The organism is Micromonospora sp. NPDC023956, from assembly GCF_040639195.1.
Taxonomy (GTDB): Bacteria; Actinomycetota; Actinomycetes; order Mycobacteriales; family Micromonosporaceae; genus Micromonospora.
Genome location: NZ_JBEZZN010000010.1, coordinates 207440 through 233517, shown reverse-complemented (window position 1 = coordinate 233517; position 26078 = coordinate 207440). Strand labels below are relative to the sequence as shown.

Annotated in this window: 25 protein-coding genes and 1 tRNA gene; 15 read left to right on the top strand and 11 right to left on the bottom strand. The window is 73.9% G+C overall.

Going from position 1 to position 26078, the window contains the following annotated elements:
- Positions 1 to 3: 3 nt before the first annotated feature.
- The gene (locus AB0F58_RS20720; RefSeq protein WP_357145118.1) at positions 4 to 2682 is read right to left on the bottom strand and encodes a LuxR C-terminal-related transcriptional regulator; all 2679 of its coding nucleotides are present in this window, start codon (positions 2680 to 2682) and stop codon (positions 4 to 6) included.
- Positions 2683 to 2886: 204 nt separating this feature from the next.
- Here AB0F58_RS20720 and AB0F58_RS20715 point away from each other — a divergent pair, with 204 nt between their 5' ends.
- The 3 genes from AB0F58_RS20715 (at position 2887) to AB0F58_RS20705 (ending at position 5386) form a co-directional block, all read left to right on the top strand.
- Entirely contained in the window at positions 2887 to 4482 is a 1596-nt protein-coding gene (locus tag AB0F58_RS20715; RefSeq protein WP_357145115.1) for a hypothetical protein, read from the top strand.
- A gap of 116 nt (positions 4483 to 4598) precedes the next feature.
- Positions 4599 to 4889, top strand: a complete 291-nt coding sequence (clpS, locus tag AB0F58_RS20710; RefSeq protein ID WP_091646564.1) for an ATP-dependent Clp protease adapter ClpS — start codon at positions 4599 to 4601, stop codon at positions 4887 to 4889.
- A 2-nt stretch (positions 4890 to 4891) separates the two neighbouring features.
- On the top strand, positions 4892 to 5386 hold the full coding sequence (locus AB0F58_RS20705; protein ID WP_357145220.1) for a DUF2017 domain-containing protein: 495 nt from the start codon (positions 4892 to 4894) through the stop codon (positions 5384 to 5386).
- Between the two features lie 126 nt (positions 5387 to 5512).
- Here AB0F58_RS20705 and AB0F58_RS20700 read toward each other — a convergent pair whose 3' ends face one another.
- A complete protein-coding gene (locus AB0F58_RS20700) occupies positions 5513 to 6376 on the bottom strand; it encodes an aldo/keto reductase (RefSeq protein ID WP_357145112.1) in 864 nt (287 codons plus the stop codon).
- A 200-nt stretch (positions 6377 to 6576) separates the two neighbouring features.
- Between AB0F58_RS20700 and AB0F58_RS20695 the strand changes: the two genes are divergently transcribed.
- The 3 genes from AB0F58_RS20695 to AB0F58_RS20685 all read left to right on the top strand — a co-directional run bounded on the left by AB0F58_RS20695 (position 6577) and on the right by AB0F58_RS20685 (position 8457).
- Positions 6577 to 7065, top strand: coding sequence for a M67 family metallopeptidase (locus AB0F58_RS20695; protein ID WP_357145109.1), 489 nt, complete (start codon positions 6577 to 6579; stop codon positions 7063 to 7065).
- A 69-nt stretch (positions 7066 to 7134) separates the two neighbouring features.
- Positions 7135 to 7479: a MoaD family protein gene (locus AB0F58_RS20690; RefSeq protein ID WP_357145106.1), complete on the top strand. Its 345-nt coding sequence runs from the start codon at positions 7135 to 7137 to the stop codon at positions 7477 to 7479.
- Between the two features lie 12 nt (positions 7480 to 7491).
- Positions 7492 to 8457, top strand: coding sequence for a cysteine synthase (locus AB0F58_RS20685; protein WP_357145103.1), 966 nt, complete (start codon positions 7492 to 7494; stop codon positions 8455 to 8457).
- A gap of 90 nt (positions 8458 to 8547) precedes the next feature.
- Here AB0F58_RS20685 and AB0F58_RS20680 read toward each other — a convergent pair whose 3' ends face one another.
- Positions 8548 to 8919: a hypothetical protein gene (locus AB0F58_RS20680; RefSeq protein WP_357145100.1), complete on the bottom strand. Its 372-nt coding sequence runs from the start codon at positions 8917 to 8919 to the stop codon at positions 8548 to 8550.
- Between the two features lie 244 nt (positions 8920 to 9163).
- Here AB0F58_RS20680 and AB0F58_RS20675 point away from each other — a divergent pair, with 244 nt between their 5' ends.
- From AB0F58_RS20675 to AB0F58_RS20660, 4 genes are all read left to right on the top strand, one after another.
- On the top strand, positions 9164 to 9913 hold the full coding sequence (locus AB0F58_RS20675) for an MBL fold metallo-hydrolase (protein WP_357145097.1): 750 nt from the start codon (positions 9164 to 9166) through the stop codon (positions 9911 to 9913).
- A 69-nt stretch (positions 9914 to 9982) separates the two neighbouring features.
- A complete protein-coding gene (rph, locus tag AB0F58_RS20670) occupies positions 9983 to 10711 on the top strand; it encodes a ribonuclease PH (protein ID WP_357145094.1) in 729 nt (242 codons plus the stop codon).
- A 55-nt stretch (positions 10712 to 10766) separates the two neighbouring features.
- The gene (gene rdgB / locus AB0F58_RS20665) at positions 10767 to 11384 is read left to right on the top strand and encodes an RdgB/HAM1 family non-canonical purine NTP pyrophosphatase (protein ID WP_357145091.1); all 618 of its coding nucleotides are present in this window, start codon (positions 10767 to 10769) and stop codon (positions 11382 to 11384) included.
- Between the two features lie 80 nt (positions 11385 to 11464).
- On the top strand, positions 11465 to 12388 hold the full coding sequence (locus AB0F58_RS20660; protein ID WP_357145088.1) for an AEC family transporter: 924 nt from the start codon (positions 11465 to 11467) through the stop codon (positions 12386 to 12388).
- 37 nt (positions 12389 to 12425) lie between these two features.
- On the opposite strand, the gene hutH is transcribed toward AB0F58_RS20660, so the two are convergent.
- The 6 genes from hutH to AB0F58_RS20630 all read right to left on the bottom strand — a co-directional run bounded on the left by hutH (position 12426) and on the right by AB0F58_RS20630 (position 20449).
- A complete protein-coding gene (gene hutH, locus AB0F58_RS20655; protein ID WP_357145085.1) occupies positions 12426 to 13964 on the bottom strand; it encodes a histidine ammonia-lyase in 1539 nt (512 codons plus the stop codon).
- A gap of 61 nt (positions 13965 to 14025) precedes the next feature.
- Positions 14026 to 15195, bottom strand: a complete 1170-nt coding sequence (hutI, locus tag AB0F58_RS20650) for an imidazolonepropionase (RefSeq protein ID WP_357145082.1) — start codon at positions 15193 to 15195, stop codon at positions 14026 to 14028.
- Positions 15196 to 15253: 58 nt separating this feature from the next.
- Positions 15254 to 16615: a formimidoylglutamate deiminase gene (locus tag AB0F58_RS20645; RefSeq protein WP_357145079.1), complete on the bottom strand. Its 1362-nt coding sequence runs from the start codon at positions 16613 to 16615 to the stop codon at positions 15254 to 15256.
- Positions 16612 to 17889: an allantoate amidohydrolase gene (locus tag AB0F58_RS20640; protein ID WP_357145076.1), complete on the bottom strand. Its 1278-nt coding sequence runs from the start codon at positions 17887 to 17889 to the stop codon at positions 16612 to 16614. Before AB0F58_RS20640 ends, AB0F58_RS20645 begins: the two co-directional genes overlap by 4 nt.
- An 8-nt stretch (positions 17890 to 17897) precedes the next feature.
- A complete protein-coding gene (hutU, locus tag AB0F58_RS20635) occupies positions 17898 to 19577 on the bottom strand; it encodes a urocanate hydratase (RefSeq protein WP_357145073.1) in 1680 nt (559 codons plus the stop codon).
- 14 nt (positions 19578 to 19591) lie between these two features.
- Entirely contained in the window at positions 19592 to 20449 is an 858-nt protein-coding gene (locus AB0F58_RS20630) for a MurR/RpiR family transcriptional regulator (protein WP_357145070.1), read from the bottom strand.
- Positions 20450 to 20813: 364 nt separating this feature from the next.
- On the opposite strand from AB0F58_RS20630, the gene AB0F58_RS20625 reads away from it, so the two are divergent.
- The 5 genes from AB0F58_RS20625 (at position 20814) to AB0F58_RS20605 (ending at position 24898) form a co-directional block, all read left to right on the top strand.
- Positions 20814 to 21710, top strand: a complete 897-nt coding sequence (locus AB0F58_RS20625) for a hypothetical protein (protein WP_357145067.1) — start codon at positions 20814 to 20816, stop codon at positions 21708 to 21710.
- 19 nt (positions 21711 to 21729) lie between these two features.
- Positions 21730 to 22596, top strand: coding sequence for a peptidylprolyl isomerase (locus AB0F58_RS20620; RefSeq protein ID WP_357145063.1), 867 nt, complete (start codon positions 21730 to 21732; stop codon positions 22594 to 22596).
- Positions 22593 to 23024: a hypothetical protein gene (locus AB0F58_RS20615; protein ID WP_357145060.1), complete on the top strand. Its 432-nt coding sequence runs from the start codon at positions 22593 to 22595 to the stop codon at positions 23022 to 23024. The genes AB0F58_RS20620 and AB0F58_RS20615 overlap by 4 nt, the downstream gene beginning before the upstream one ends.
- A gap of 219 nt (positions 23025 to 23243) precedes the next feature.
- A complete protein-coding gene (locus AB0F58_RS20610) occupies positions 23244 to 24077 on the top strand; it encodes a class I SAM-dependent methyltransferase (protein WP_357145056.1) in 834 nt (277 codons plus the stop codon).
- Complete coding sequence (locus AB0F58_RS20605; protein WP_357145053.1) at positions 24074 to 24898, top strand: MOSC N-terminal beta barrel domain-containing protein; 825 nt, start codon at positions 24074 to 24076, stop codon at positions 24896 to 24898. The genes AB0F58_RS20610 and AB0F58_RS20605 overlap by 4 nt, the downstream gene beginning before the upstream one ends.
- Positions 24899 to 25058: 160 nt before the next feature.
- Here AB0F58_RS20605 and AB0F58_RS20600 read toward each other — a convergent pair.
- Both AB0F58_RS20600 and AB0F58_RS20595 read right to left on the bottom strand, forming a co-directional pair.
- Positions 25059 to 25141 (bottom strand) — tRNA-Leu (locus tag AB0F58_RS20600).
- On the bottom strand, positions 25104 to 26042 hold the full coding sequence (locus tag AB0F58_RS20595) for a hypothetical protein (RefSeq protein WP_357145050.1): 939 nt from the start codon (positions 26040 to 26042) through the stop codon (positions 25104 to 25106). The genes AB0F58_RS20600 and AB0F58_RS20595 overlap by 38 nt, the downstream gene beginning before the upstream one ends.
- Positions 26043 to 26078: the final 36 nt, after the last annotated feature.

Here is a 26078-nt window from a genome sequence, read left to right as displayed (position 1 = left end):
AGTTCAGCGGGTAGCCGCGTCCCCGTGGCCCGGGATGCAGCGCAGCGCGGCCCGCAGCTCGGGCCGCCCGGCGACCCCCAACTTGCCGTAGACCCGCTGGAGATGGTTCTCCACCGTGCGCGGTGAGAGGAACAGCTGCTCGGCGATCCGGCGACTCGCCACGCCGTCGGCGGCGAGCCGGGCGATCTGCCACTCCCGGTCGGTGAGCGCGGGCTGACCGAGCCGCAGCGCCGGCGTACGGAGCTGGTCGCAGCGACCCAGCAGGTCACCGAGCCGGTCGTGGGCGGCGCCGGCGGTGACCGCCCGCTGCCGGCGGAGCAGGTGCAGGGCCAGCGCCGCCGCCTCGGCGGCGAAGACGTTCAGCTCCCGGTCGGCGAACTCGTCGGCGACGGACAGCAGGTCGTCCGGGGACCCGTCGGCGACGGCCCGCGCGTGCCGGGCGAGCAGCGGTGGCAACACCCCGTCCACCTGCTCGGTCAGCTCGGTCAACCGCTGGGCCACCGTGCGCCGGTGCCCGTCGGAGCAGCGCGGACCGACCGGGAGCGTCGCCTGGTCCAGCCGGACCAGATCGTGCAGGACCGGCACCTCGTGCCCGGCGAAGCCGTTCTCCCGCAGCCGGTCGGCCAACCCGGCGAGGTGCCGCGTCGCGCCGACCAGGTCGCCGGTGGCCGCGAGCACCGCGCCGCGCGCCTGTTCCAGCCACGGGTAGAGCACGGCCATCCGGGGCGAGTGGGTACGGTCGGCGTCCGCCATCGCCTCGGCCGCCTGGACGGCGTCCCCGCGCAGCGCCGCCGCCTGGGCCCGCTCGGCGTGTGCCAGACCGGCGTAGACACCGCTGCTGGCCAGCACCGCGCAGGCGCCGAGGCTGGTCTTGAGCGCCTCGGCGCTGCGCCCGCGCAGCCGGGCCGCGTACGCCTGGAGGATGCCGAGGTACCCGGTGCCCAGCCGGAAGTCGCCGGCCCCGGCCAGGTCGGCGAACTCGTCGACCACGATGGCGTCGATGCCGGCGAGTTCCCCGGCCAGCATCAGCCGGGTGCCCCGCGCCAGCTCCAGCGCCAGTTGCAGGTACGGCATGTCGCCCCGCCACTGGGCGGCCTCCGCCTCCACCGCGGCGATCGCCGCCGCGCTGAGCGCCAGCCGGCCCTGGGCGGCCTGGAGGTGGGCGATCGTGCACCGGGCCAACTCCCGGGAGGCCACCCCGGCGGCCGGCCGGTCCAGCACCGCACAACTCAGCCGCTGGGCGGTGGCCAGGTCGAGCCGGTGCAGCCGCATGATCGCCTCGAACGCGCGAACCCGGGCCTGGTCGGCGGGATCGGTCAGCTCGGCCGCCCGGACCGCCAACTCCTCCACAGTGGACTCCTGGCGCAGGCCCCAGTAGCTGACCATGCCCCGGACGGTCAGCCACCGGCTGTACCGGTCGTCGGCGTCGAGCTGGCCGGCGACCGCGTCGAGCACCTCGACCGCCTCCTCCGGCCGGTCGGCGAACATCAGGATCGTGGCCAGCAGCTCGGCGGCGGCGTATCCGCCGTCGGCCTCCACCGCCGCGCGGGCCAGCCGGGTCGCCAGCGGCACGTCGTACCGGGCGAAGGCCTGGACGGCCGCGCCGAGCAGCAGCGCGGGATCCTGCGCGGTGCCGGAGTCGAGCCGCCACACCGCCACCCGCAGCAGGTCGTCCCGGCGGCGCTTGCCCGCCGCCTCGATCAGGTCGGCGAGCTGCGCCTGCAACCGCCGGGTCCGGCTCACCGGGCACCGCCGGCGCATCACCTCGCCGTAGAGCGGGTGCGCCAGCCGGACGTCGAGCCGCCGGTCGTCCCGCACCACCGTGATCAGCCCACGTTCCTCGGCGGTCTCCACGGCGGCCGGGTCGGCGGTCCGGTTGAGCAGTTCCAGCCCGAGCGGCTCGCCGAAGGCGGCCAGTTCGACCACCGTCCGGACCTCCGGGGTGAGCTGGCCGATCCGGACCCCGATCAGGTCGGTGAGGCTGGGGGCCAGCTCCAGCCGGCCGGTCCAGCGCCAGATGTGGTACGTCTCGTGCAGCTCGCCGCTGCCCAGCGCGGCGAAGACCAGCTCCCGCAGCAGCAGCGGGTTGCCCCCGGAGAGCCGCCAGAGCCGGTCCGCCGAGGACGACTCCACCGGGCCGCCGAGGATGGCGGTGAGCAGCCCGGTGGTGTCCGCCAGGTCGAGCGGGGCCAGTTCGGCGTGGTCCACCAGGTCGTCGGTCCAGAGCGCGCGGATCGGCAACGGCACCTGCTCGCCGTTGCGCAGCGTGCCCAGCACGGTGGCGTTGTCCATCCGGGCGATCAGGTGCACCAGCGCGGCCGAGGGGGAATCCAGCAGGTGCGCGTCGTCCACCGCCAGCACGATCGGCCGCCCGGCGGCCTGCTGCCGCAACGCGTCCACCGCCCAGCGCAGGACACCGGCGGGGGAGAGCCCCCGGGGCTGCTCGTTCGGCAGGACCTGCACCAACCCGCCGAACGGGATGGCGGCGGTGGTGGCGCTCGCCGCCACCACCCAGATCGCGTACCGGTCGGCGGGCAGCGTCCCGACGCCCTCCCGCAGGAGGCGACTCTTGCCGATGCCGGCCGTTCCACTGAGGAACAGGCCACGCCCCTGGCCGTTGGTCACTGCGGACAGCAGGCGACCCAGATCCTCGGTCCGGCCGATGAACTCCCACCGACTCATCGGGGCAGCATATCCATCGGATTCACTCTGCGCGCAGCCCGTCACGCACGGAGATTGAGTAGCCCTCCCATTACCGCTGAGTATCGGAACTCTCCGTTTTGGGACGGTCTCCGGCCGTAGTCTTCCGGCGTCCGGTTCCACCAGCCGAACATTCCACGCCGCCGGCGTGCCACGCCGGCCCGACGCGTCAGGGAGGCCGCCGCGATGACGCCACGTCCTCGGTCGGCCGACGAAGGGCCGGGCGGGACGGGCGGTGCGGACCTCGACGCCGCCGACGGCGACCGCCGTCCGGCAGAGGCTCCGGCCGGCTCGACCGGTCAGCGGTACGCCGGGCCGGCGGAGGTCACCCGGCCCCGGACGGCGCCGGACGAGCCCCTCGCGGTGATCGCCACCGGTCCGGCCGGGGCGGCCCGGCGGGACGTGCTCGCCGCGTTGCTCGACGTGTCGCCGATGACCGTGCCGATGCCCGACGACAGCTACCTGGTGGCCCGGTACGCCCCGGAGCCCACCCGGGTCGCCTTCGTGCCCGGCTACCGGCAGCCGCACGCCTACCCGATCGACGTGCTGGCCGCCGGGCCGGCGTTCCCCCGGCCGCCCCGCCGGATCGAGCTGCACCTGCCCGCACGGCTGCTCCAACACCTCGCGCTGGTCGGCGCGCCGGACACCGACGGGCTGGGCGTCCCGGGGGCCCGGGTGCTGAGCGAGGCCGCCGGCCGGGGCGGGGCGTTGCTCGTCGTCGTCTCCGTCGACCAGGTGTTCACCGCGGCCGAGCTGGACCTGCTCGGCGGGGCCGCCCGCGCGGGTCTGGCGGTCTTCTTCGTGGTCACCCCGGGGACGGCCGGATGGCACGGCGGCGACACGTCGACGGCTCCGGCGCAGGGCCCGGCCGCCCCCGGCGGCGACACGCCCACCCCCGGTACGCCGCGCGAGCCGGTCGGGCTGGCCGTGCAGACGCACCGGACGGCCCTGCTCGCGGTCGTCCCGGAGCTGGCCGAGGCGCCCTGGTTCCCGTTCCACCCCGGCGACGTCCGGGCGCTCCGGCGGGCCCTGGTCGCCTGGGCGGCCGACGAGGGGCCGCGCCGGCTCGCCACCGCCGTCCCGGCCGGGCCGCACCGCACCGTACCGGTCGCCCCGGACGCGCACGGCCGGGACTGGGCCGACCGGCTCGACCGGCAGGCCCGCGCACACGTCCACCGGATCCGCCAGCACCTCGGCCTCGAACTGGCCCATGTCCACCTGCGCGGGGTTCGGGAGATCGTCTTCGGGGCCGGCTGTGCGGGTCTGCCGCGCGTGCTCGACCGCGAGATGCACGCGCTGTCCCTGCTCGCGACGGTGGAGTGCGACCGGGCGGTGGACCGGATGGTGCGCGACGCCGGCACCGTGGTCTTCGGCGCGCCGCCCGACGACGCGACGTACCGCCGGATCTGCGCCGCCGTCCGGGCGGGCCTGACCGGCCAGCGGACCGACCGGAACCTGGAACGGGTGCTGCTGGTCACCGACGCCGGTGATCTCGCCGACGTGACCGGGGCCGGCGCGCTGGCCGCGCTCGACGGACACCCCGGCGCCCCGCGCACCGCCGTCCTGCCACCGGTCGCGGTGGCCCTCGCCGGGGCCTGCTACCTCTATTTCTGGGGGTTGGGCGGCACCGATCCGGGCGGCGCGCGGTCCTGGCTCCAGCGCATGCTGCGCGAGCTCGACCGGGAGTTGCAGCGCGAGGTGTCCCGCCGGGTCGAGGCGGTCCGCCAGGCGCTGGGCGTGGTGCTCGCCGAGGCCGTCGACCACGGCATCCTGCTCAGCTGACCGGGTGGTGGACCGTGGGACGAAGACGGTCGGCGGCGGGCGGTCCGGGCACCGATCCGGGCCCGGCCGGCGGTCCGGTTCATCGGAATCGGGCTACCGATGGCACGATGGGTGGCATGGCGGCTCCACAGGTGGCACCGGTCGAGACGCCGGACACCGAAGAGGTGCCGGTCTCGGACCGGCCATGGGTGACGATCGTGTGGGACGACCCGGTCAACCTGATGACGTACGTGACCTGGGTCTTCCAGAAGCTCTTCGGGTACAGCCGGGAGAAGGCCGAGCAACTGATGCTGGATGTGCACCACAAGGGCCGGGCGGTGGTCTCCACCGGCGCGCGGGAGCGGATGGAGCACGACGCGTCGCAGCTGCACGCGTACGGGCTCTGGGCGACGGTGGACCGTTCGTGAGCATGTTCCGTCGCCGGGGCGACCGGTACGTCGCCACCTTCGCCGTGGACGAGGTCCGGGTGCTGCGCAAGGTCGCCTCCGAGGTGGTCGGCCTGCTCACCGACGGCTTCGACCACACCGACCCGGTGGTGGGGCGGCTCTTCCCCGACGTCTACGCCGACGACCCGGCCACCTCCGCCGAGGTCCGCCGGTACACCGAGGGCGACCTCAAGACCGCCAAGATCGACCAGGCCGGTGCGATCCTCGCCGCCCTGCCCGGGGACGAGGGCGGCGAGGTGCGCCTGGACGCGGAGGCCGCCGAGGCGTGGCTGCGGGCGCTGAACGACGCCCGGCTGGCGATGGGGGTCCGACTCGGCGTCAAGGAGGGGACGGACCTGGGCGAGGAACTGGACGACGCGGTCGCCGCCGACCCGGCCTCGACCCGGGTGTTCCAGCTCTCGGTCTACGCCTACCTCGGCTACCTCCAGGAGTCACTGCTCAACGCCCTGATCGACTGACCGCCGCGCCGGCCGTGGTGGTGGCAGGGGACCCGTGGTGACCCTTCTGGGCGGATTCGACGGGTCCCCTGCACCACATCTGCCATCCCGGGCCGGCGGGACGGCGCGGTCGCGGCGTGCGCCGGGTCAGCCGGTGGCGCTCAGGGTGGCGATCTCCTGCTCGTCGAGGACCAGGTCCCCGGCGGCGGCCGAGTCGCGGATCGTCTCCGGCCGGCTCGCGCCGGGGATCGGCACGACCACCGGGGCGAGGGCGAGCTGCCAGGCCAGGCAGACCTGCTGGGGGCTCACCCCGCGCTGCTCGGCGATCCGCGCGAAGGGTGCGAACCGGTCACCGAGCCCGCCGGCCCGCCCGATTCCGCCCAGCGGTGACCAGGGCAGGAAGGCCAGGCCGAGTTCGGCACAGAGCCGCAGTTCCGGCTCACTGTCCCGGTAGGCCGGGGAGAACTGGTTCTGCACCGACACCAGGTGGTCGCCGAGGATCTGGCGGGCCTGGTGGATCTGCGCCGGGTCGGCGTTGGAGATGCCGGCCATCCGGATCTTGCCGGCGTCGGCCAACTCCCGCAGCGCGCCGATCGACTCCGCGTACGGCACCTGCGGGTCGGGGCGGTGGAACTGGTAGAGCCCGATCGCGTCCACCCCGAGCCGGGTGAGGGACGCCTCGCAGGCCGCCCGGAGGTGCTCGGGCGAGCCGTCCAGCGCCCACGCGTCGCCGCCGGGGCGGGTGTGACCGCCCTTGGTGGCGACCAGCACGCCGGAGGTGTCCCCGCCGTACGTGGCCAGCGCGCGGGCGATCAGCGTCTCGTTGTGCCCGACGTCCTCCGCGCCCAGCGCGTACGCGTCGGCGGTGTCGACGAGCGTGACGCCCGCGTCGAGCGCGGCGTGGACGGTCCGGACGGCGCGGTCGGTGTCCGGGCGTCCGGCCACCGACATCGGCATCGCGCCGAGCCCGATCGCGCCCACCTCGACCGGGCCGATGCGGCGGTGCTGCATGGTCTTCCTCCTCGTTCGCTGCCGGCCGGCTCCCACCGGCCGGGCGGGTCGTCCCGCTGACCGGACAGCATGCCCGGCGTCGCCCGCCCCGTCCCGACAGCGTCCCCGGCCAGCCGGTGGGGAAACCGGGCCGGTCGGCGGCGGTGAGGGTGACGGCTGACACCTTCGGTCCGGTCGAACCAGGCGCTAGGCTGGGGCACGTGCTGAGCATCGACCGGTCGATCGTCGACGCGATCGTCGCGCACGCCCGTCGGGACCATCCGGACGAGGCGTGTGGAGTCGTGGCCGGCCCCGCCGGCAGTGACACCCCGACCCGGCACATCCCGATGGACAACGCCGCCCGCTCGATGACGTTCTACGAGTTCGACTCGATGGAGCAGTTGCGGGTCTGGCGCGAGATGGACGACCGCGACGAGGAACCGGTCGTCATCTACCACTCGCACACCGCGACCGAGGCGTACCCGTCCCGCACGGACGTGTCGTTCGCCGGTGAGCCGGGAGCGCACTACCTGCTCGTCTCCACCCGCGACCCCGGCACGGAGGAGATCCGCTCCTTCCGCATCGTGGACGGCGTGGTGGCCGAGGAGCAGGTCCGGATCGTGGATGCCACCGTGGACCCGCACGCCGTCCAGTCCTACATGTTCGGGCAGAGCCCGGCGACGGTCGACTACGAGTGTTCCGACCGCTGAGCAGTTCAGCGTCCGGTACACCTTTCCGTCCGTCACCGTAGCCACACCCGAACGAGGAGTCACGACACCATGGCCATCGAGGTTCGCATCCCCACCATCCTGCGCAGCTACACCGGCGGCGCGAAGGTCGTCGAGGGCGCCGGGGACACCCTGGCCGACCTGCTCACCGATCTCGACTCGCGGCACGGCGGGCTGCGTGCCCGGCTGGTCACCGAGACCGGCACGCTGCACCGCTTCGTCAACGTCTACGTCAACGACGAGGACGTCCGCTTCCTCGGCGCGCTCGACGCCAAGGTCGCCGACGGCGACACGGTGACGATCCTGCCGGCCGTCGCCGGTGGTGCGTTGGGCTTCGCCGCCATGGCCGCGATCAGCGGACACGGCAGCGTTCGTCACGCCGTCACCGCCCGCTGAGGCGGTTCCGCCATGGCGCGGTACGACAGCCTTCTCGACGCCTGCGGCGGAACGCCCCTGGTCGGGCTGCCGCGCCTCTCGCCGACGGTGCCCGAGGGGGCACCGCCGGTGCGGCTCTGGGCGAAACTGGAGGACCGGAACCCGACCGGCAGCATCAAGGACCGGGCCGCACTGTTCATGGTCCAGGCGGCCGAGGCCGCCGGCCGGCTCCGCCCGGGGGACACCATCCTGGAGCCGACCAGTGGCAACACCGGCATCTCGCTGGCCATGGTGGCGAAGCTGCGCGGCTACCGGCTGGTCTGCGTGATGCCGGAGAACGTCTCGACCGAGCGGGTCCAGATCCTCCGGATGTACGGCGCGGAAATCATCTTCTCGCCGGCCGCCGGCGGCTCGAACCAGGCGGTCGCCACGGCCAAGCAGATCGCCGCCGAGCACCCCGACTGGGTGATGCTCTACCAGTACGGCAACGAGGCCAACGCGCGGGCGCACTACGAGACCACCGGGCCGGAGCTGCTGCACGACCTGCCCACGATCACTCACTTCGTGGCGGGGCTCGGCACCACCGGCACGCTGATGGGCACCGGCCGGTACCTCCGGGAGAAGGTCGAGGACGTCCAGATCGTCGCGGCGGAACCCCGCTACGGCGAGCTGGTCTACGGCCTGCGCAACATCGACGAGGGCTACGTCCCGGAGTTGTACGACGCGACGGTGCTCTCCCGCCGCTTCTCCGTCGGCACCCGGGACGCGGTGCTGCGTACCCGGCAGTTGGTGGAGGTGGAGGGGATCTTCGCCGGCTTCTCCACCGGGGCGATCCTGCACGCGGCGCTCGCCATGGCGCACGAGGCGGTCCGGGACGGCCGTCGTGCCGACGTGGCCTTCGTGGTCTGCGACGGTGGCTGGAAGTATCTCTCCACCGGCGCGTACGGCAGCACTCTCGCGGAGGCCGAGGAGGCGCTCGAGGGCCAGCTCTGGGCCTGACCGGCGCCTGTGTCGACCGGTGGCCAGCCGGGGTGCGGTGGCTCGGGTGTCCGGCGCGGTGCCCGCAGCGGTACCGCGCCGGTGGCCTGCTCAGGGCAGGCTGGCGGTGAGCCCCGCGCTCACCCCGACGACCACGTTGGCCAGCCCGAGGGCGGCCCACCGCAGCCCCGGACGGGCGGCGGCGTGCAGGGCGACGCCACCCAGGGCGATCCCGCCGAGTCCCAGGGCGGCCACGGTCGGCTGGTACCACTGTGGGACGGTCCCGGTCAGCACCAGCACCAGACCGCGTATGCCCGAGGCGATGGCCACCGTCCCCAGGCCGGTGGCCCAGCCGTAGATCACCAGAAGCGGCCCGCTGCCGGCCGCCCAGCCCCGCCGCCGGGGCGCCCGGTGCCGCCCGCCCGACACCGACGACCGCGACCGGGCGGCGTCCTCCGTCTCGGTCCGCACGTTCTGTTCCACCCCGTCGTCACCCCCGCCGACGGTCGACGGGTTTCACCGTGTGCAACGGTTCGATCCGAGAAGCGTGACGGAGTGGGCGGGGGAGACATGGAGGGGTGTCACGTTCGCGACAACTTCCATCAGATCATTCTTGCCACCGCCCTGTCCGGCGTAGGCTGCGCAGCGTGGCGTACGCGTCGGTAGAGATCATCGGCGGGACGAGTCTCGACGGTTCGACTACCGGCAGTGGCGACGGGGCGACCGCATGAGATTGACCGTGCTGGGCTGTGCGGGCAGCTTTCCCGGCCCGGAGTCCGCCTGTTCGGCGTACCTGGTGGAGGCCGAGGGCTTCCGGCTGTTGCTCGACTTCGGCACCGGTTCCCTCTCCGCGCTCCAACGCTACGCCGGCCTGCACGCCCCGGACGCGATCGTCCTGTCCCACCTGCACTGCGACCACATTCTCGACGCCGCCTCCTACGTCGTCGTCCGCCGGTACGCCCCGGACGGCCCGTACCCGCCGCTGCCGGTGTACGCCCCGGCCGGCGCCCCGGACCGGCTGCACGCCGTCTACGGGCAGCAGGAGGACCTGGGCGTGGAGGACGTCTACCAGTTCTACGCCCTGGAGCCGGGCACCTTCCCGATCGGCCCGTTCAGTGTCACGGTGGACCGGATGAACCACCCCGTCGAGACGTACGGGATCCGGCTGGAGCACGGTGGTCGCACCCTCTGCTACTCCTCGGACACCGCCCCCTGCGAGCCCCTGCTGCGGCTCGCCCAGGATGCCGACGTCTTCCTCTGCGAGGCCAGCTACCTCGACGGCGTGGACAACCCGCCGGACCTGCACCTGACCGGTCGGGAGGCGGGTGAGGCGGCGACCAAGGCCGCCGTCGGCCGGCTCCTGCTCACCCACCTGGTCACCGCCTGGGGCAGTGAGGCGCAGACGGTCGAGGCGGCCAGTGCCGCGTACGCCGGTCCGCTGGAGGTCGTCCGCCCCGGCTCCCGGTACGAGATCTGACCCGGGCCGCCGCACGGCGGGCGGGAGACCCCGGGAGAGTCCGATCACGGCACCGCATAGAGTGCCTGCATGGCACGACCTGACGGGCGCCAGCCCGATCAACTCCGACCGGTGACCCTGACCCGGGGCTGGAGCACCCACCCGGAGGGCTCGGTCCTGGTGGAGTTCGGCAGCACCCGGGTCCTCTGCACGGCCAGCGTGACCGAGGGGGTGCCCCGCTGGCGGAAGGGCTCCGGCCTCGGCTGGGTGACCGCCGAGTACGCGATGCTGCCCCGGGCCACCCACACCCGCTCGGACCGGGAGAGCGTCAAGGGACGCGTCGGTGGGCGGACCCACGAGATCTCCCGGCTCGTCGGCCGGAGCCTGCGCGCCTGCGTCGACCTGAAGGCGCTCGGCGAGAACTCCATCGTGCTCGACTGCGACGTCCTCCAGGCCGACGGGGGCACCCGCACCGCCGCGATCACCGGCGCGTACGTCGCCCTGTACGACGCCGTCACCTGGCTCTCCGGGCGCAAGGCGCTCGCCGGCAAGCCGGAGAAGGTGATGCACCGGTCGGTGGCCGCGGTGAGCGTCGGCGTCGTCGACGGTGAGCCCCGCCTCGACCTCGCCTACGACGAGGACGTGACCGCCGAGGTCGACATGAACGTGGTGTGCACCGGCACCGGTGACTTCGTCGAGGTGCAGGGAACCGGCGAGTCCGGGGTCTTCGCCCGGTCGCAGCTCGACGCCCTGCTCGACCTGGCCGTCGCCGGGTGCGCGCAGCTGGCCGCGGCCCAGCGCGAGGCCCTCGGCCGGTGAGCGCGCGAGGAACGGGCCGCCGGGCCCCGCAGACGGCGACGAAAGGTGGTCCAGCGTGAACAAGGTCCTGCTCGCGACCCGTAACCGGAAGAAGCTGGTCGAACTCCAGCGGATCCTCGACGGTGCGCTGGGCGCGCACCGGATCGCGCTGCTCGGCCTCGACGACGTCGAGGACTACCCCGAGCTGCCGGAGACCGGCCTCACCTTCGGCGAGAACGCGCTGATCAAGGCGCGGGAGGGCTGCCGGCGCACCGGTCTGCCCACCATCGCCGACGACTCCGGGATCGCGGTGGACGCCCTCAACGGCATGCCCGGGGTGTTCAGCGCCCGCTGGGCCGGCCGGCACGGCGACGACCGGGCGAACCTGCAACTGGTCCTCGACCAGATCGCCGACCTGCCGGACGAGCACCGGGGGGCGGCCTTCGTCTGCACCGTGGTGCTGGTGCTGCCCGGTGGCAAGGAGCACCTGGTCGACGGCCGTCAGACCGGCCGGCTGCTGCGCGCGCCGCGCGGCGAGGGCGGGTTCGGCTACGACCCGATCTTCCTGGGGGACGGGCAGAGCCGGACCAACGCCGAGCTGACCCCGGCGGAGAAGGACGCGGTCAGCCACCGGGGCAAGGCCCTGCGGGACCTGGCCAAGCTGGTCGCCAAGGTGCTGCCGCCCGCCCCCTGACCTGCCGACCCGGCCGCTGCCGGCGGGGGCCGGACCCCGGCGCTGGCGGGTAGGACGCCGGCGGAAGGGAAAGGGACGACGTGCCGGGTGTCCTGACGGGCTTCGCGGTCATCCTGGCCGTCGTCGCGGTCGGCTGGCTGCTCGGCCGGCGCGGCACGCTCGGCCCGGACGCGTCGACCGTGCTGTCCCGGGTGGCGTTCTTCGTGGCCACCCCGGCGCTGCTGTTCCTGACCACGGCCCGCGCCGACGTGCTGGCGGTCGTCTCCTCGGCCATGGTCGTCACGGTGGCGGGCACCGCCGTGGTGGCGGCCGTGTTCGCCGCCGTCGCCGGGCTCTGGTGGCGCCGGCCCGCGCCGGAGGTCACCATCGGGGCGCTCGCCTCGTCGTACGTCAACGCGGCGAACATCGGCATCCCGGTCGCCGTGTACGTCCTCGGCGACGCCTCGGTGGTCGTGCCGGTGATGATGTTCCAACTCGTGGTGATGGCGCCGATCGCCTTCGCGGTGCTGGAGACGGCGACCGGCACCCGGGGGTCGCTGGCCCGGACGATGGCGCAGCCGCTGGCGAACCCGGTCACCGTGGCCTGCGCGCTCGGCGTGGCCTGCGCGCTGACCGGCTGGCTGCCGCCGGAACCGGTGCTGCGGCCGGTGGAACTCGTCGCGGCGATGGCGGTGCCCGCCGCCTTGCTCGCGTACGGGCTGTCGCTGCACGGTGCCCCGGCGCCGGGCTCGGGGGAGAACGGGCGGGAGGTCCGGCTCGCCGTGTTCCTCAAGACGGTGCTCCAGCCGGCGGTGGCCTACCTGGTGGCCCGGTACGCGTTGGGGCTGCCGCAGCCGGTGGTGCTGGCCTGCACGATCACCGCCGCGCTACCGACCGCCCAGAACGTCTTCGTCTACGCGGTTCGCTACGGCCGGGGCGTGGGGCTGGCCCGGGACGCGATCCTCCTGTCCACCGTGGGCGCGGTGCCCGTACTGATCGCCGTCGCCCTGCTCGGCACCGGGTGAACCCCCGCGCCGAGCAGCACCAGCCACCAGCCGGCGCTCAGCCCAGTGGGCCCACCTCCCGCTCGATCGCGGTGCGCAGCTGCGGGCTCCGGACGACCTCGCGGGCCGCCTCCATCACCGGGGCGAGGAAGACGTCCGGGCCGGGCTCCCCGGCGATCCCGCCCAGCGCCGCGATCGCCGCCCGACCGGCCGGGGAGGGGACGAGCGGGGTGCGCAGTTGCAGTCCGCGTACCGCCGAGAGCAGCTCCACCGCGAGCAGGCTGGTCAGGTTGTCCAGGACCGTGTGCAGCTTCTTGGTGGCCGCCCAGCCCATCGAGACGTGGTCCTCCTGCATTCCGCTGGTCGGCAGCGAGTCGACCGAGGCGGGGGCGGCCAGCCTTCGGTTCTCCGCGACGATCCCGGCGGCGGTGTACTGGGCGATCATCAGCCCCGAGTTCACCCCGGCGTCGGGGGAGAGGAACGCCGGCAGGTCCCGGGAACGGGTCACGTCGAGCAGCCGGTCCACCCGACGTTCGGCGATCGCCCCCACCTCGGACGCGGCGATGGCGAGGAAGTCGGCGGCGAAGCCCAGCGGCGCACCGTGGAAGTTGCCGGTGGACTCGACCCGGCCGTCCGGCAGCACCACCGGGTTGTCCACCACGGACACCAGCTCCCGGGCGGCGACCTGCTCGACGAAGGCCAGGGTGTCCCGGGCCGCTCCGGCCACCTGCGGGGCGCAGCGCATCGAGTACGCGTCCTGCACCGCGTGCGCCAGGTCGTCCCGGTGCGAGTCCATCACCGCCGAGTCCTGGAGCAGCCGGTGGATGTTCGCCGCCGAGGTCGCCTGCCCCGGATGGGGGCGGATGGTGTGCAGCTCGGACAGGAACGGCCGTTCCGAACCGAGCATCGCCTCGATCGCCAGCGCGGCGGTCACGTCGGCCATGGTGAACAGGTGGGCGGCGTCGTGGATGGCCAGCAGGAGCATGCCGAGCATCCCGTCGGTGCCGTTGATCAGCGCCAGCCCCTCCTTGGCGGCCAGCGCCAGCGGGGTCAGCCCGGCCCGGCGCAGCTCGTCGGCGGCGGGGAGCCGCCCGCCGTCCGGCCCGAGCACCCACCCCTCGCCGAGCAGCACCAGCGCGCAGTGGGCCAGCGGGGCGAGATCACCGGAGGCGCCGAGCGAGCCGTGTTCGGGCACCCACGGCGTGACGTCGTGGTTGAGCAGGTCGACCAGGGCCTCGGCGACCAGCGGCCGGACCCCGGAGCGGCCGAGGGCCAGCGACCGCACCCGCAGCAGCATCATCGCCCGTACCACCTCGCGGGGCATCGGCGCACCGATCCCGGCGGCGTGCGAACGGATCAACGCGTGCTGGAGTTCGGCCCGTCGCTCCGGCGCGACGAACGTGTTGGCCAGCGCGCCGAAGCCGGTCGACACTCCGTAGACCGGGCGGCCGGAGGCCTCGATGCCGTCCACGATCGCCCGACTGGTGGCCATCGCGTCCACCGTGGCCGGGTCGAGGACGACCTTCGCGGTGCCCCGGGCCACGGCGAGCACGTCGGCGGGACGGACGCCGGTGGGCTGGACGGTCACGACGCTCACGAGGTCACCCCGTCCCGGCTGGCGGAGCGTCGGGGCTGGTGCGTACGGGGTTGTTGCTTGCTCATCGCGGAACTCCGTTGTGCAGGACCTGGCGGATCAGGGGAACCCCCGGCCGGTAGGCCAGGTGCAGGTGGGACGGGGCGTCGAGGATCATCAGGTCGGCCCGCGCCCCGGGGGCGAGGACGCCCACGTCGTCGCGGCGCAGCGCCCGCGCGCCGCCGGCGGTCGCGGCCCAGACCGCCTCCGCCGGGGTCATGCCCATCTCGCGCACGGCGAGCGCCACGCAGAACGGCATCGACGACGTGTACGACGAACCGGGATTGCAGTCGGTCGCCAACGCCACGGTGACCCGGGCGTCGAGCAGCCGGCGCGCGTCCGGGTACGGCGACCGGGTGGAGAACTCCGCGCCGGGCAGCAGGGTGGCCACCGTGGCGGACCCGGCCAGCGCGTCCACGTCGGCGTCGTCCAGGTGGGTGCAGTGGTCGGCGCTGGCCGCCCCGAGTTCCACCGCGAGCTGGACCCCCGGGCCGGGGCCGAGCTGGTTGGCGTGCAGCCGCACCCCGAGGCCGGCGGCCTGCCCGCAGGTGAGGATCGCCCGCGCGTGGTCGGCGTCGAACGCGCCCCGCTCGCAGAACACGTCGACCCATTTCGCGTACGGGGCGGCGGCCCGCAGCATCGGCCCGCAGACCAGCCCGACGTAGTCGTCCGGGCGGTCGGCGTACTCGGCCGGGACGACGTGCGCGCCGAGGAAGGTGGTCTCCCCGGTCACCTCGGCGGCGATCCGCAGCGAGCGGGCCTCGTCGGCGACGGTCAGGCCGTACCCGCTCTTGATCTCGATGGTGGTGGTGCCCTGGCGCAGCGCCTCCGCGCGGAGCCGGCGCACCGTGTCGCGCAGCGTGTCGTCGGAGGCGGCGCGGGTGGCCGCCACCGTGGTCCGGATCCCGCCCCCGGTGTAGGGCTGCCCCGCCATCCGGGCGGCGAACTCGGCGGCCCGGTCCCCGGCGAAGACCAGGTGGGCGTGGCTGTCCACGAAACCGGGGAGCACCGCCGCGCCGTCGGCGTCGATCCGCCGGGTGGCGGCCGGGGCGTACCGGGCCGGGCCGAGCCAGGCGATGCGGTCCTCCTCGACCAGGATCGCCGCGTCGCGGCGGATGCCGAGCCGACCGCCCTCGCCGGTGCCGGCCACGTTGGTGACCAGCTCCCCGATGTTGTCGATCAGCAGGCTCGTCATGGGGTGCCGTCCTTTGTTCGCGACTGCGGGGCTCGCAAACCCGGCTCACTCCTCACGCTCACCTGCTGATCACCGCTTGGATGGTGTCGGCCAGCGCGGCGGGCACGTCGACGGTGGTGTGCCGGCCGTCCCGGACCACCACCCGACCGTCCACGACGACCTGGGTGACGTCGGCCGCGGTCGCCGCGAAGAACACCCCCACCGGGGGTACGCCGGCCGTCCGCGCGCTGTCCAGCCGGACGGTGACCAGGTCGGCCCGCCCGCCCGGGGCGATCCGTCCCGCGTCGGTCCAGCCCAGCGCGGCGTGCCCGGTCACGGTCGCCGCGTCGCACAGCGCCGCCGGGGTGAAGTGGCCACGCTGCCGGCTGCCCAGCCGCTCGTCCAACTCCACCGCGCGGGCCTCCTCGAAGAGGTCGACGACCGCGTGACTGTCGCTGCCCAGGCTGAGCGGGCTGCCCGCCTCGGCCATCCGGCGGGCCGGCCCGATGCCGTCGGCGAGGTCCCGCTCGGTGGTCGGGCAGAGGCAGACGCCGGTGCCGCTGGCCCCGAGCAGGACTATGTCGGAGCTGGTCAGGTGGGTGGCGTGCACGGCCGTGGTGGCCGGACCGAGGACCCCGTGGTCGGCGAGCAGCCGGGCCGGGGTGCGTCCGTGCACCGCCCGGCAGGCGTCGTTCTCGGCGGGCTGCTCGGAGAGGTGCACGTGCAGCGGCGCGTCGTGCCGCCGCGCCCACCCGGCGACCGTGCCGAGTCCGTCGGCGGGGACCGCCCGCACCGAGTGCACCGCCGCGCCGACGCGGGCGTGCGCGCCGGCCGGGGCGAACGCCTCGACCCGGTCCGCCCAGCGGGTCGCGTCCCCGTCGCCGAAGCGGCGCTGCGGGCCGGTCAGCGGCCGGCCGTCCACCGTCGCGGTCAGGTAGCAGGTGTCCAGCAGCGTGATCCGGATGCCGGCCTGCGCCGCGGCCTCCACCAGCGCCGCGCCCATCGCGTTCGGGTCGTCGTACCGGCCGCCGTCGGGGCGGTGGTGCAGGTAGTGGAACTCGCCGACGCAGGTGACGCCGGCCAGCGCCAGTTCGGCGTAGACGGCTCGGGCCAACGCCAGGTAGCTGTCCGGGTCGAGCCGGTCGGCGACCGTGTACATCAGGTCCCGCCAGGTCCAGAAGTCGCCCCGCCCGTCGTGGGTCCGTCCGCGCAGGGCCCGGTGGAACGCGTGCGAGTGGGCGTTCGCCAGGCCGGGCAGGGTCACCCCGGGCAGGCGGACCGCGTCGTCCAGCACCTCGACCCCGGCGGTGGGCGGGGTCCGGCCGGCCAGCGGGGTGACCGTGGTGATCCGGTCGTCGACGGTTTCGATCAGCACGTCGGCGGTGGGTTCGGCGGCGCCGGGCAGCCAGGCGTACTGGGCGAGCCAGCGGGCGGTGGTCATGTCGCCGCCCCGCTCCGGTCGGTGCGGCCGGCAAGGTCGTCGTTCGCGGCCCGGGAGGTCAGCTCCGCCAGTACCCGGGCCAGGGCGGTCACCCCGGCGGCGCAGTCGGCGTCGGAGGCGGACTCGGCGGGCGAGTGCGACACCCCGGTCGGGTTGCGGACGAAGAGCATCGCGGTCGGCAGGTGACCGGCGAGCACCCCGGCGTCGTGCCCGGCCGCGGTGGGCAGCGTCGGCGCGGCCAGCAGCGCGGCCAGCCGCCGACCCAGGTCGGCGTCGAAACCGACCAGCGGCGTCGCCGACTCCTCGGTCAGGGTGACCTCGGTGCCGTCCCGGCGGGCCCGCTCGGTCGCCTTGACGCGTACCGCCTCGACCAGCTCGGCGAGCGTGCCCTCCTCGGCGGCCCGCGCGTCCAGCCACCCGGTCACCCGGGCCGGAATCGCGTTGGTGGCGTTCGGTTCGACCCGTACCCGCCCGACGGTGGCGTGCGCACCGCGCAACCGGGCCTCCTTGTTCGCCGCCAGCACGGTGAACGCGTAGGTGAGCATCGGGTCGCGGCGGTCGGCCATCCGGGTCGTACCGGCGTGGTTGCCCTCGCCGGTGACGTCGAACCGCCAGCGGCCGTGCGGCCAGATGGCCGTCGCCACGCCGACCGACGCGTCCCGGTCGACCATCGCCCGGCCCTGCTCCACGTGCAGCTCCACGAAGGCGGCGAACCCGGCGAGCAGATCCGGCCGGGCGCCCGCCGGCCGGTCGCCGAGCGCCTCGGCGAAGCCGATCCCGTCGGCGTCGCGCAGGTCGGCCGCGCGTTCCGGCGGGAGTGCCCCGGTGAGCAGCCGGGACCCCAGGCACGGTACGCCGAACCGGGCCCCCTCCTCCTCGACGAACGCGGCGACCACGACCGGCCGCTCCGGCGTGATCCCGGCGGCCCGCAACTCGTCCACGGCGAGGAAGGCGCTGACGATGCCGAGCGGCCCGTCGTACGCCCCGCCGTGCGGCACCGAGTCGAAGTGGCTGCCGGTGAGCACCGCGCCCCCGGCCGCCGGGTCGCCCCAGCGGGCGAAGAGGTTGCCGTTGCCGTCGTCGGTGACCGGCATGCCCCGCCGTTCGGCCTGCTCGCGGAACCACTCCCGGAGCCGCCGCTCCGGCTCGCCGAACGCGTACCGCAGGTAGCCGCCGGTACGCGGGTCCCGCCCGATCGGCGCGATCTCGTCCCACAGCTCGCGGAAGCGGGCGGTGCTGGCAGGGGAACCCTGCCTGGCGTCTTCGGTGAACAAGGGCCCTCCTACCGCTCGGCCATCGGGACCCGCACCCCGGTGCGGGCGGCGACCTCGTGGGCGTGGTCGTAGCCGGCGTCGACGTGCCGGATGACGCCCATCGCCGGGTCGTTGGTGAGCACCCGCTCGATCTTCTGTCCGGCCAGCGCGCTGCCGTCGGCGACACAGACCTGACCGGCGTGGAGGCTGCGGCCGATGCCGACCCCGCCGCCGTGGTGGATGGACACCCAGGACGCCCCGCTGGCCGTGTTGACCAGGGCGTTGAGCAGCGGCCAGTCGGCGATCGCGTCGGAGCCGTCGGCCATCGCCTCGGTCTCCCGGTACGGGCTGGCGACGCTGCCGCAGTCCAGGTGGTCCCGGCCGATCACCACCGGGGCGGAGAGTTCGCCGGCGGCGACCATCTCGTTGAAGCGCACGCCCGCCCGGTCGCGTTCGCCGTAGCCGAGCCAGCAGATCCGGGCCGGCAGGCCCTGGAAGGCGACCCGCTCCCCGGCCAACCGGATCCACCGGGCCAGGGACTCGTTCTCCGGGAAGAGGTCGAGGATCGCCCGGTCGGTGGCGGCGATGTCGGCCGGGTCGCCGGAGAGCGCGGCCCACCGGAACGGGCCCTTCCCCTCGCAGAACAGCGGCCGGATGTACGCGGGCACGAAGCCCGGGAAGTCGAACGCCCGCGCGTACCCGCCGAGCTGCGCCTCGCCCCGGATCGAGTTGCCGTAGTCGAAGACCTCCGCCCCGGCGTCGAGGAAACCGACCATCGCCTCGACGTGTTTCGCCATCGAGGCGCGGGCCCGGTCGGTGAACTCGGCCGGCTTGGCCGCCGCGTACGCGCGGGCGTCGGCCAGTTCCACCCCCTCCGGCAGGTACGACAGCGGGTCGTGCGCGCTGGTCTGGTCGGTGACGATGTCGATGTCGACGCCCCGGCGCAGCAGCTCCGGGAAGACGGTGGCCGCGTTGCCGACCACGCCGACCGAGAGCGCCCGGCGGTCCCGCTTCGCGGCGAGCACCCGCTCGACCGCGGCGTCCAGGGAGTCGGCGACCTCGTCCAGGTAGCGGTCGCGCACCCGGCGGTCCAGGCGGGACCGGTCCACGTCGACGATCAGGCAGGCCCCGCCGTTCATGGTCACCGCGAGGGGCTGCGCCCCGCCCATCCCGCCGCAACCGGCGGTGAGCGTCAGCGTCCCGGCCAGGCTGCCGCCGCTCAGCGGCTGCCCGTCGCCACGGGCCCCGGCGAGCTTCGCGGCGACCGCGGCGAACGTCTCGTAGGTGCCCTGGAGGATGCCCTGGGTGCCGATGTAGATCCACGAACCGGCGGTCATCTGCCCGTACATGGTCAGGCCGAGCTGCTCCAGGCGGCGGAACTCCGGCCAGGTGGCCCAGTCGCCGACCAGGTTGGAGTTGGCCAGCAGTACCCGGGGCGCCCACTCGTGGGTGCGCAGCACGCCGACCGGCCGGCCGGACTGGACCAGCATCGTCTCGTCGTCGCGCAGCTCGGTCAGGGTGCGCACCAGCGCGTGGTACGACGGCCAGTCCCGCGCGGCCTTCCCGGTGCCGCCGTAGACCACCAGATCCTCGGGACGTTCGGCGACCTCCGGGTCGAGATTGTTCATCAGCATCCGCAGGGCGGCCTCCTGCGGCCATCCCCGGGCACTGCGCTCGGTGCCGCGAGCGGCACGAACGGGCTGGTACATCGTCGGATCTCCTCTCACCCGAGGAACAACTGTCGGCGGGCGGCGGACGCCTCGAACGCCTCCAGTCGGGCCTGCGTGTCGGTCGGCGCGGCGTCGCAGATCGCCTGGAGCACCACCATGGCCAGGGCCATCGGGGCGGTGTGCAGGTCGAAGACCAGGTCGGTGCCGACGGCTGCGGGCAGCACGAGGTCGGCGTACTCGGTCGCCGGGCTCACCGGCGAGTCGGTGATCGCCACGACCCGTAGCCCGGCGTCCCGGGCGGCCCGCAGCGCGTCCAGCGTCTCCCGGGGGTAGCGGGGCAGGACGAAGGCCAGCAGCGCGTCCGCGCCGGCCACGGCGGCCTGCTCGAGGCGGTCGGTGAGCAGGCTGCCACCGGTGTCGAGGACCCGTACGTCCGGGTGCACCTTCGCCGCGAAGTACGCGAAGTACGCGGCCAGCGGCGCGGCGGCGCGCAGGCCGAGCACCGGCAGCGGACGGCTGGCCGCCAGCAGCGCGCCGGCCCCGGCGATCCGTTCCCGGTCGGCGAGCTGGCCGGCGAGCCGGTCGAGGTTGCCGATCTCGGCCCGTACCGCGCGTTGCAGTTCGTTCTCCCCGGCAGCCGTGCCGGTGGCACCGGTGCCGGCCAGCTCCCGCAGCCGGCGGCGCAACGCGGGGTAGCCGTCGTGACCGAGCGCGACCGCGAACCGGGTCACCGACGGCTGGCTGACCCCGGCCAGCTCGGCGATCTCGGCGGCGGAGAGGTAGGCCACCGAGCCGGCGTGCTGCACCAGGCAGTGCGCGATCCGCCGCTGGGTCGGGGTGAGCCGGACGCCGTGGAAGAGATCCAGCAGGCGGTCGCTCGGCGTGGCCCCGATGGTGGCGGTTTCATTCACACCGTGACTCTATGCAAGAAATATTTCAGCAGGCAAGGGTTCGCCACCCCTGCCTTCCCGCCCCTGCCTCCCCGTTCCCGCCTGCACCCACTCCCGGCCGCCTCTGCCCAGTTCCGGCCGGCTCGCCCCGCTCGCCGCCGCGGCGCCTGCCGGTGGCACCCGCGCCCCGGTGTGCTGTGGGGTGTTGACAGCCGTTCTATTCATAGTCGACCATCGATATTGCCAATGGCGGCGCGGGTGCCATCACGGCGGTTGCTTCGTCCGGCAATCGCAGGAGCGATCACTCCTGATGCGTACCCCACGAAACTCGATGGGGGAATGCATGCGACGTGGGACCTCCTCACCTCTTCGTCTCTTCAAGATCTTGGCTGTCGGTGCCGCGCTCGTCCTGGTCGCGCCATCGGCCACGCCAGCAGCGTCTGCAGCGCCGGCAGCGCAACCGCTGGCCAGCAACGACTTCCGGGTGACCGCATCGTCGGCCGACCATGACACCGGCACGTTCGCCCGCTCGGCCACGATGATCGAATTCGCGGCGGCGGCCACGAGCGCCGTGTCGACGAAGGTGACGCTGACCGTCGGCGGCAAGACGTTCACGGCCACCAAGGACCACGCGAAAGGCTCCGCCCGGTGGTCCGGTGGTGGTGCCTCGTTGCAGCCGGACGAGAACCTCGCGCTCGACGCCTTCGCCAATGCCCTCGAGTCGACGTGGGTCGAACCCGCCAGTGCCACGAAAGCCCCGATCCCGTTGCACCGGGACCTGACCATCCGTCTCGCCATGCTCCTCGCCGAGGCGCCCCCCGGCACCAGGATCGGCAACCAGGACGTGCCCCGTCCGGCGGAACGGTTCGGTGACCGGAAGCTCCCGGAAAGTGCGGTCGCGGTGGAGTCCTGCCTGAAGGAGGGCACCTTCGCCACCGTGAAGAACAGCGCGGAACGGAAAGCGGTGGTCGCCGCCTGTCAGGAGAGCAACGAAGACGGGATCTGGTACACCGGATGCAACGTGAACGAATGGGTGCTTCACGATGCGGGCGACCACTGCATGATGAGCGAGGTCGTCTATGTCGGCCCGGCCTCGTACGACTGTATGGGTAAGTGCGGTGGCGGATGCTTCATCATCACCGGCTACACCTACGACTGCGCTGACCACGACCGCTGTGGTCGGGTCCACGGCGGATCGACGGACCCCTGGGACAGCGAGTGCGGCGACGAGTACTGGGAAGCTGACGACGACTTCCTGTGGTCGACGAACCAGTGCGGTTAGAGGCCGGTCCTCCCCAACCATGAAGCGACTTCTTCTCACCGTGTCGTTCGTCGCGCTGGCGCTGGTGACGACCGGCTGCGGGTCCACGGACCGCTCCGTGGACCCGCCGCCGAACGCGCTGGCCACCGTGGCCGGCCAACCGGTCACCGTCGAGCAGGTCCGGGCACTGATTCCGGAGAACCCCCTGCCGGCGGTGCTGGTGGCAGGCGGCTACTCCGGTCCGTGGCCCGAAGCGCTGGAGCGGGCGATCCGGGACGAACTGCTGGGGCGGGAAGCCGCCCGCCGTCGCATCGGCGGGTCGACCAGGGCCGCCCAGATCGCCACCCTCATCACGCAGGAGCAGCGCAGTGCTCCCGACCTCGCCGTCGAGAGCATCACGGACGGGGAAGCGCGCGCCTGGTACGAGGAGCACCGCCGGTTGTTCGGGAACGTGGCACAGGCCGACGTGGCGTGGGCCGAGTTCGCCGACTCCGCCCAGGCTAATCTGGCCCTGGAACGTGCGGCCGGTACGGATCAGTCGACCTTCCAGCGGCTGGCGCGCGAGGGCGGTGCGACGGGCAGTGGCACGGCCACACTCGACGATCACGGCGAGGGGGCGGACCCGATGATCGCCCGCGCGGCCTTCGCCGTCGCCGCCGCCGGGGGAGTCGGGTTGTCCGCAGACCCGAAGAACAAGCGGTGGTGGGTGGTCCGCGTGGAGCGCATCTCGTTCAAGCAGTTGACCTGGGACGCAGCGCTGGCCTACAAGGTGAGGTCCGCGATGGCCACGTACCGTCAGGAGGAACACCTGCGCCGGCTCGCGCACTCCCTGCGGAAGACGTGGCCGGTCCACGTGTACGAAGCGCGGCTCGCCGACGTCGTCGCGACAGAGGAGCCACCGAGGTGACCGTAGCCACGACAGTGGGCGCAGTTCTGGCGCTGTTCATCGCCCTGGCAGCGTTCAGGCACCTGAGCAGGCACCGCGCAGTACCCGACGTCGTCGGCCGGGTGTTGAGACTGCTTGCGTTCGCCGCCACGACCGGGATCGCCGTCGCGCTGTTGCCGTCCACGGTCGCGGACAGTGGCGCCTCCACCGGCTACCTGCTGGGCGTGCCCGTGGTGGCGGCCGTGGGTCCCCTCGTCGCGGACCTGGCCGGCCGCGCTGTCGGAGTCACGACGGTGGTCGGGGCCCTGGTCATGCTGGTATGGGGCCTCGTACTCGGCCTCGGCATCGGATTCTGGTTCATCCTCCCGGCCCTGTTGCTGGGGGCAGCGGCGGTAGCCGGCATCTCTTCGCGCCGCGCGACGGCGACCGGCGACCAGGCCGCCGGCTGAGGTCGGGGCTGTCAGCAGACACGTCACGGAGAACCGACGCACGTCCCCGAAGCCGCCGACCGCGTCCGGTCCACCGCCTCCCGGACCCGGACCCGCAGGTGGTGGCCCTCCTGGCTGCCGTGCCGGCCCGCCGACGCCCCCCTTTCGCGGACCGTTCCGATCCGGTAGCGGGAAACTGGTGCTGGCGCTCGCCCCGGGGGTGGGTGGTACAACCCTTGCGTGGACGCAACCAAGCTTCGTCGGGCCATCGCCCGCACCCCGCTCGCCCCGGTGGCCGCCTTCCCCAAGCGGCTGGTCCGGGTCGCCCGGCACGACACCAAGCTGTTGAAGGTCTCCGCCCGGTGGCTGGTGACCTCCCGGGAGCACCACAACTACACCTACGACCTCACCTGGCTGAGCAAGAGCCACCTCGCCTGGTTCGTCAGCGTCGTCTGCGACACCCCGGTGAAGCAGATCAGGACGTACATCCAGGAGATCGAGAACGACGAGAACCTGCGCCGGCACATCGAGCGGTCCACCCAGGGCGCCGCCCGGCGTGGACTCGCCGACCGTCAGGTCCGCTACGCCCGCCGCGTCGGCTGGTACGCCATCGTGCGGGCCCGCCGTCCCCAGCACGTCGTCGAGACCGGGGTGGACAAGGGCCTCGGCAGCTGCGTCCTGGCCGCCGCCCTGCTGCGCAACGCCGCCGAGGGACACCCCGGCCGGCTCACCTCCCTCGACATCAACCCCGAGGCCGGTTACCTGGCCCGCACCGCGCCCTGGTCCGACGTGGTCGACCTGGTCATCGGCGACTCCATCGCCTCCATCGGCGCCCTGGACCGCCCGGTCGACCTCTTCCTGCACGACAGCGACCACAGCAAGGCCCACGAGAAGCGGGAGTTCGACGCGGTCGAGCCGAAGCTCGCGCCCGGCGCCATGCTGCTCACCGACAACGTCACCGTCACGCACGTCCTCGCCGAACACGCCGAGCGCACCGGCCGGCGCTTCCTCGCCTACCGGGAGACCCCGCTCAACCACTGGTACCCCGGTGACGGGATCGGCGTCGCCTGGTGAGGGCGGTGTCCCTGCACACGTACCCGGTCAAGGGCTGCCACCGGCTCGACCACGACGTGGTCGCGGTCGAGCCGTGGGGCCTGGCCGGCGACCGCCGGTGGATGATCGTCGACGCCGACGGGATCGGGGTGACCCAACGGCAGCATCCGGTGCTGGCCACCCTGCGGCCGGTCATCCGGCCCGGCGGACTCGTGCTGCGCGGCCCCGGCCGCCCCGACCTGGAGGTGCCGGAACCGGCCGGCACCGCCCCGGTCGCGGTCCGCACCTTCCGGCACCGGAAACTGCCGGTCGACGCGCTCCCCGCCGGTCCGGCCGCCGACGCCTGGCTCACCGCCGTCCTCGACCAGCCGGTCCGGCTGACCTGGCTCGCCCGGCCCACCCGGCACATCGCCGAGGGTGAACGCGCCCACGACACCGGCGACCAGGTCAGCTTCGCCGACGCCTACCCGCTGCTGCTGACCGTCACCGCCTCGCTGGAGGCGCTCAACGGCTGGCTGGCCGAGACGGGCGCGGCACCCGTGCCGATGACCCGGTTCCGGCCGAATGTGGTGGTCGAGGGCGCGCCCGCCTGGGTCGAGGACGACTGGGCCGGCCGGACCCTGCAGATCGGAGGGGCCACCTTCCGCGCCGCCGGGTCGTGCGAGCGCTGCGTGGTGACCACCACCGACCAGGAGACCGGGGTACGCGGACACGAACCTCTGCCCACCCTGGCCCGACACCGTCGCATCGACCGGAAGGTGCTGTTCGGACTCCACCTCGTCCCGGTGTCGGGCGGCCAGATCGGCGTCGGCGACCCGGTGCGGGTCGAGTCGGCGCCCTGATCCCGGGCCCGACGGGGGTGTCCGTCGGTCGACCCGGTCGGGCCGCACGGGCACGTCGGGACGGGCCCGGCCGGGAAGCCCCCGCAGCTCGGCCGCTCGCCGCCGGCTCGGCTGCCGTGGGCCCGGCCGGGCCGCGGAAGGCCCGGCCGGCTGTTGCTCGTGCGGGAGAGGGGACTCGAACCCCTACGCCCGAAGGCACAGGAACCTAAATCCTGCGTGGCTGCCTAGTTACACCACTCCCGCCTGACCCAGAGAGTCTAGTGCGTCGCACCTGTGCCGTGTGCAGCCCGGCGGCCCGCAGGATGTTCGACACCGTGCCGTGACTGGGCTGGTCCCGTCCGCCGGTGGCGACCCGGATCAGCTCGGCGAGCTTCCGGGGGCCAAGGTCGGGATGGGCCAGCGCATACCGAACCACGAGTGCGGGGTCCACCACCGGCGCGCGGGCGAGCCGTGGCTGCGGTGCGACCATGCCGGTCCGTTCGAGGCGCTGCCGGAGGCGGTAGACGTGGTTGCGGTGGCAGCCAATCCGGCGACCGGCCTCCACCGCGCTCATCGCACCGGCCGTGACCTGCCGCACCAGGGCCTCGACCTGGCCCGGATCGAGTGGCCGGAGCGGCTCGGCCCAGTCCGGGTCATGGTTGGCCGGCTGTTCACCGGCGGGCGTGGGCACCGGGGAGGGCCCGCGGTTGCGGCCGGCGTACGTGGCGGTCTGGCTGTGGCAGTTCGGGCACAACAGGCGCAGGTTCGGCGGACGGTTGTCAAGGAAGTCGCCGTTGACGTGGTCGACGTGCAGGGTGAGCGGAGCGCCCCGCCAGGTCGTCCCGACGCCGCACTCCTCACACCGCTGCGCAACGCCGATGTCGGACAGGGCCCACCTGAGCCGGGTGCCGGCCGTGCGGCGAGAGCCCTCGGGCAGCCGCACCAGCAGCGTCGAGGACGAAACCCGGCGTCGGGGACCGGGCAGCCCTCGGGGTCGGCCGGTGAAATGGGAGGTGTCGATGCCGAACCGCTTGAGCTGACGGCTGATGTGGGCGTGCGAGCCGCCGCTGACCCGAACGCCCAACAGACGCATCACCTCGGTGACGCTGTGGGCGCGCGCCGCCGCGTCGGCGAGCACCTGCGGGGTGTACCGGTACCGGACCACGTACGGAGGGTAGGGGCCCGGTCTGACAGTTCCCGT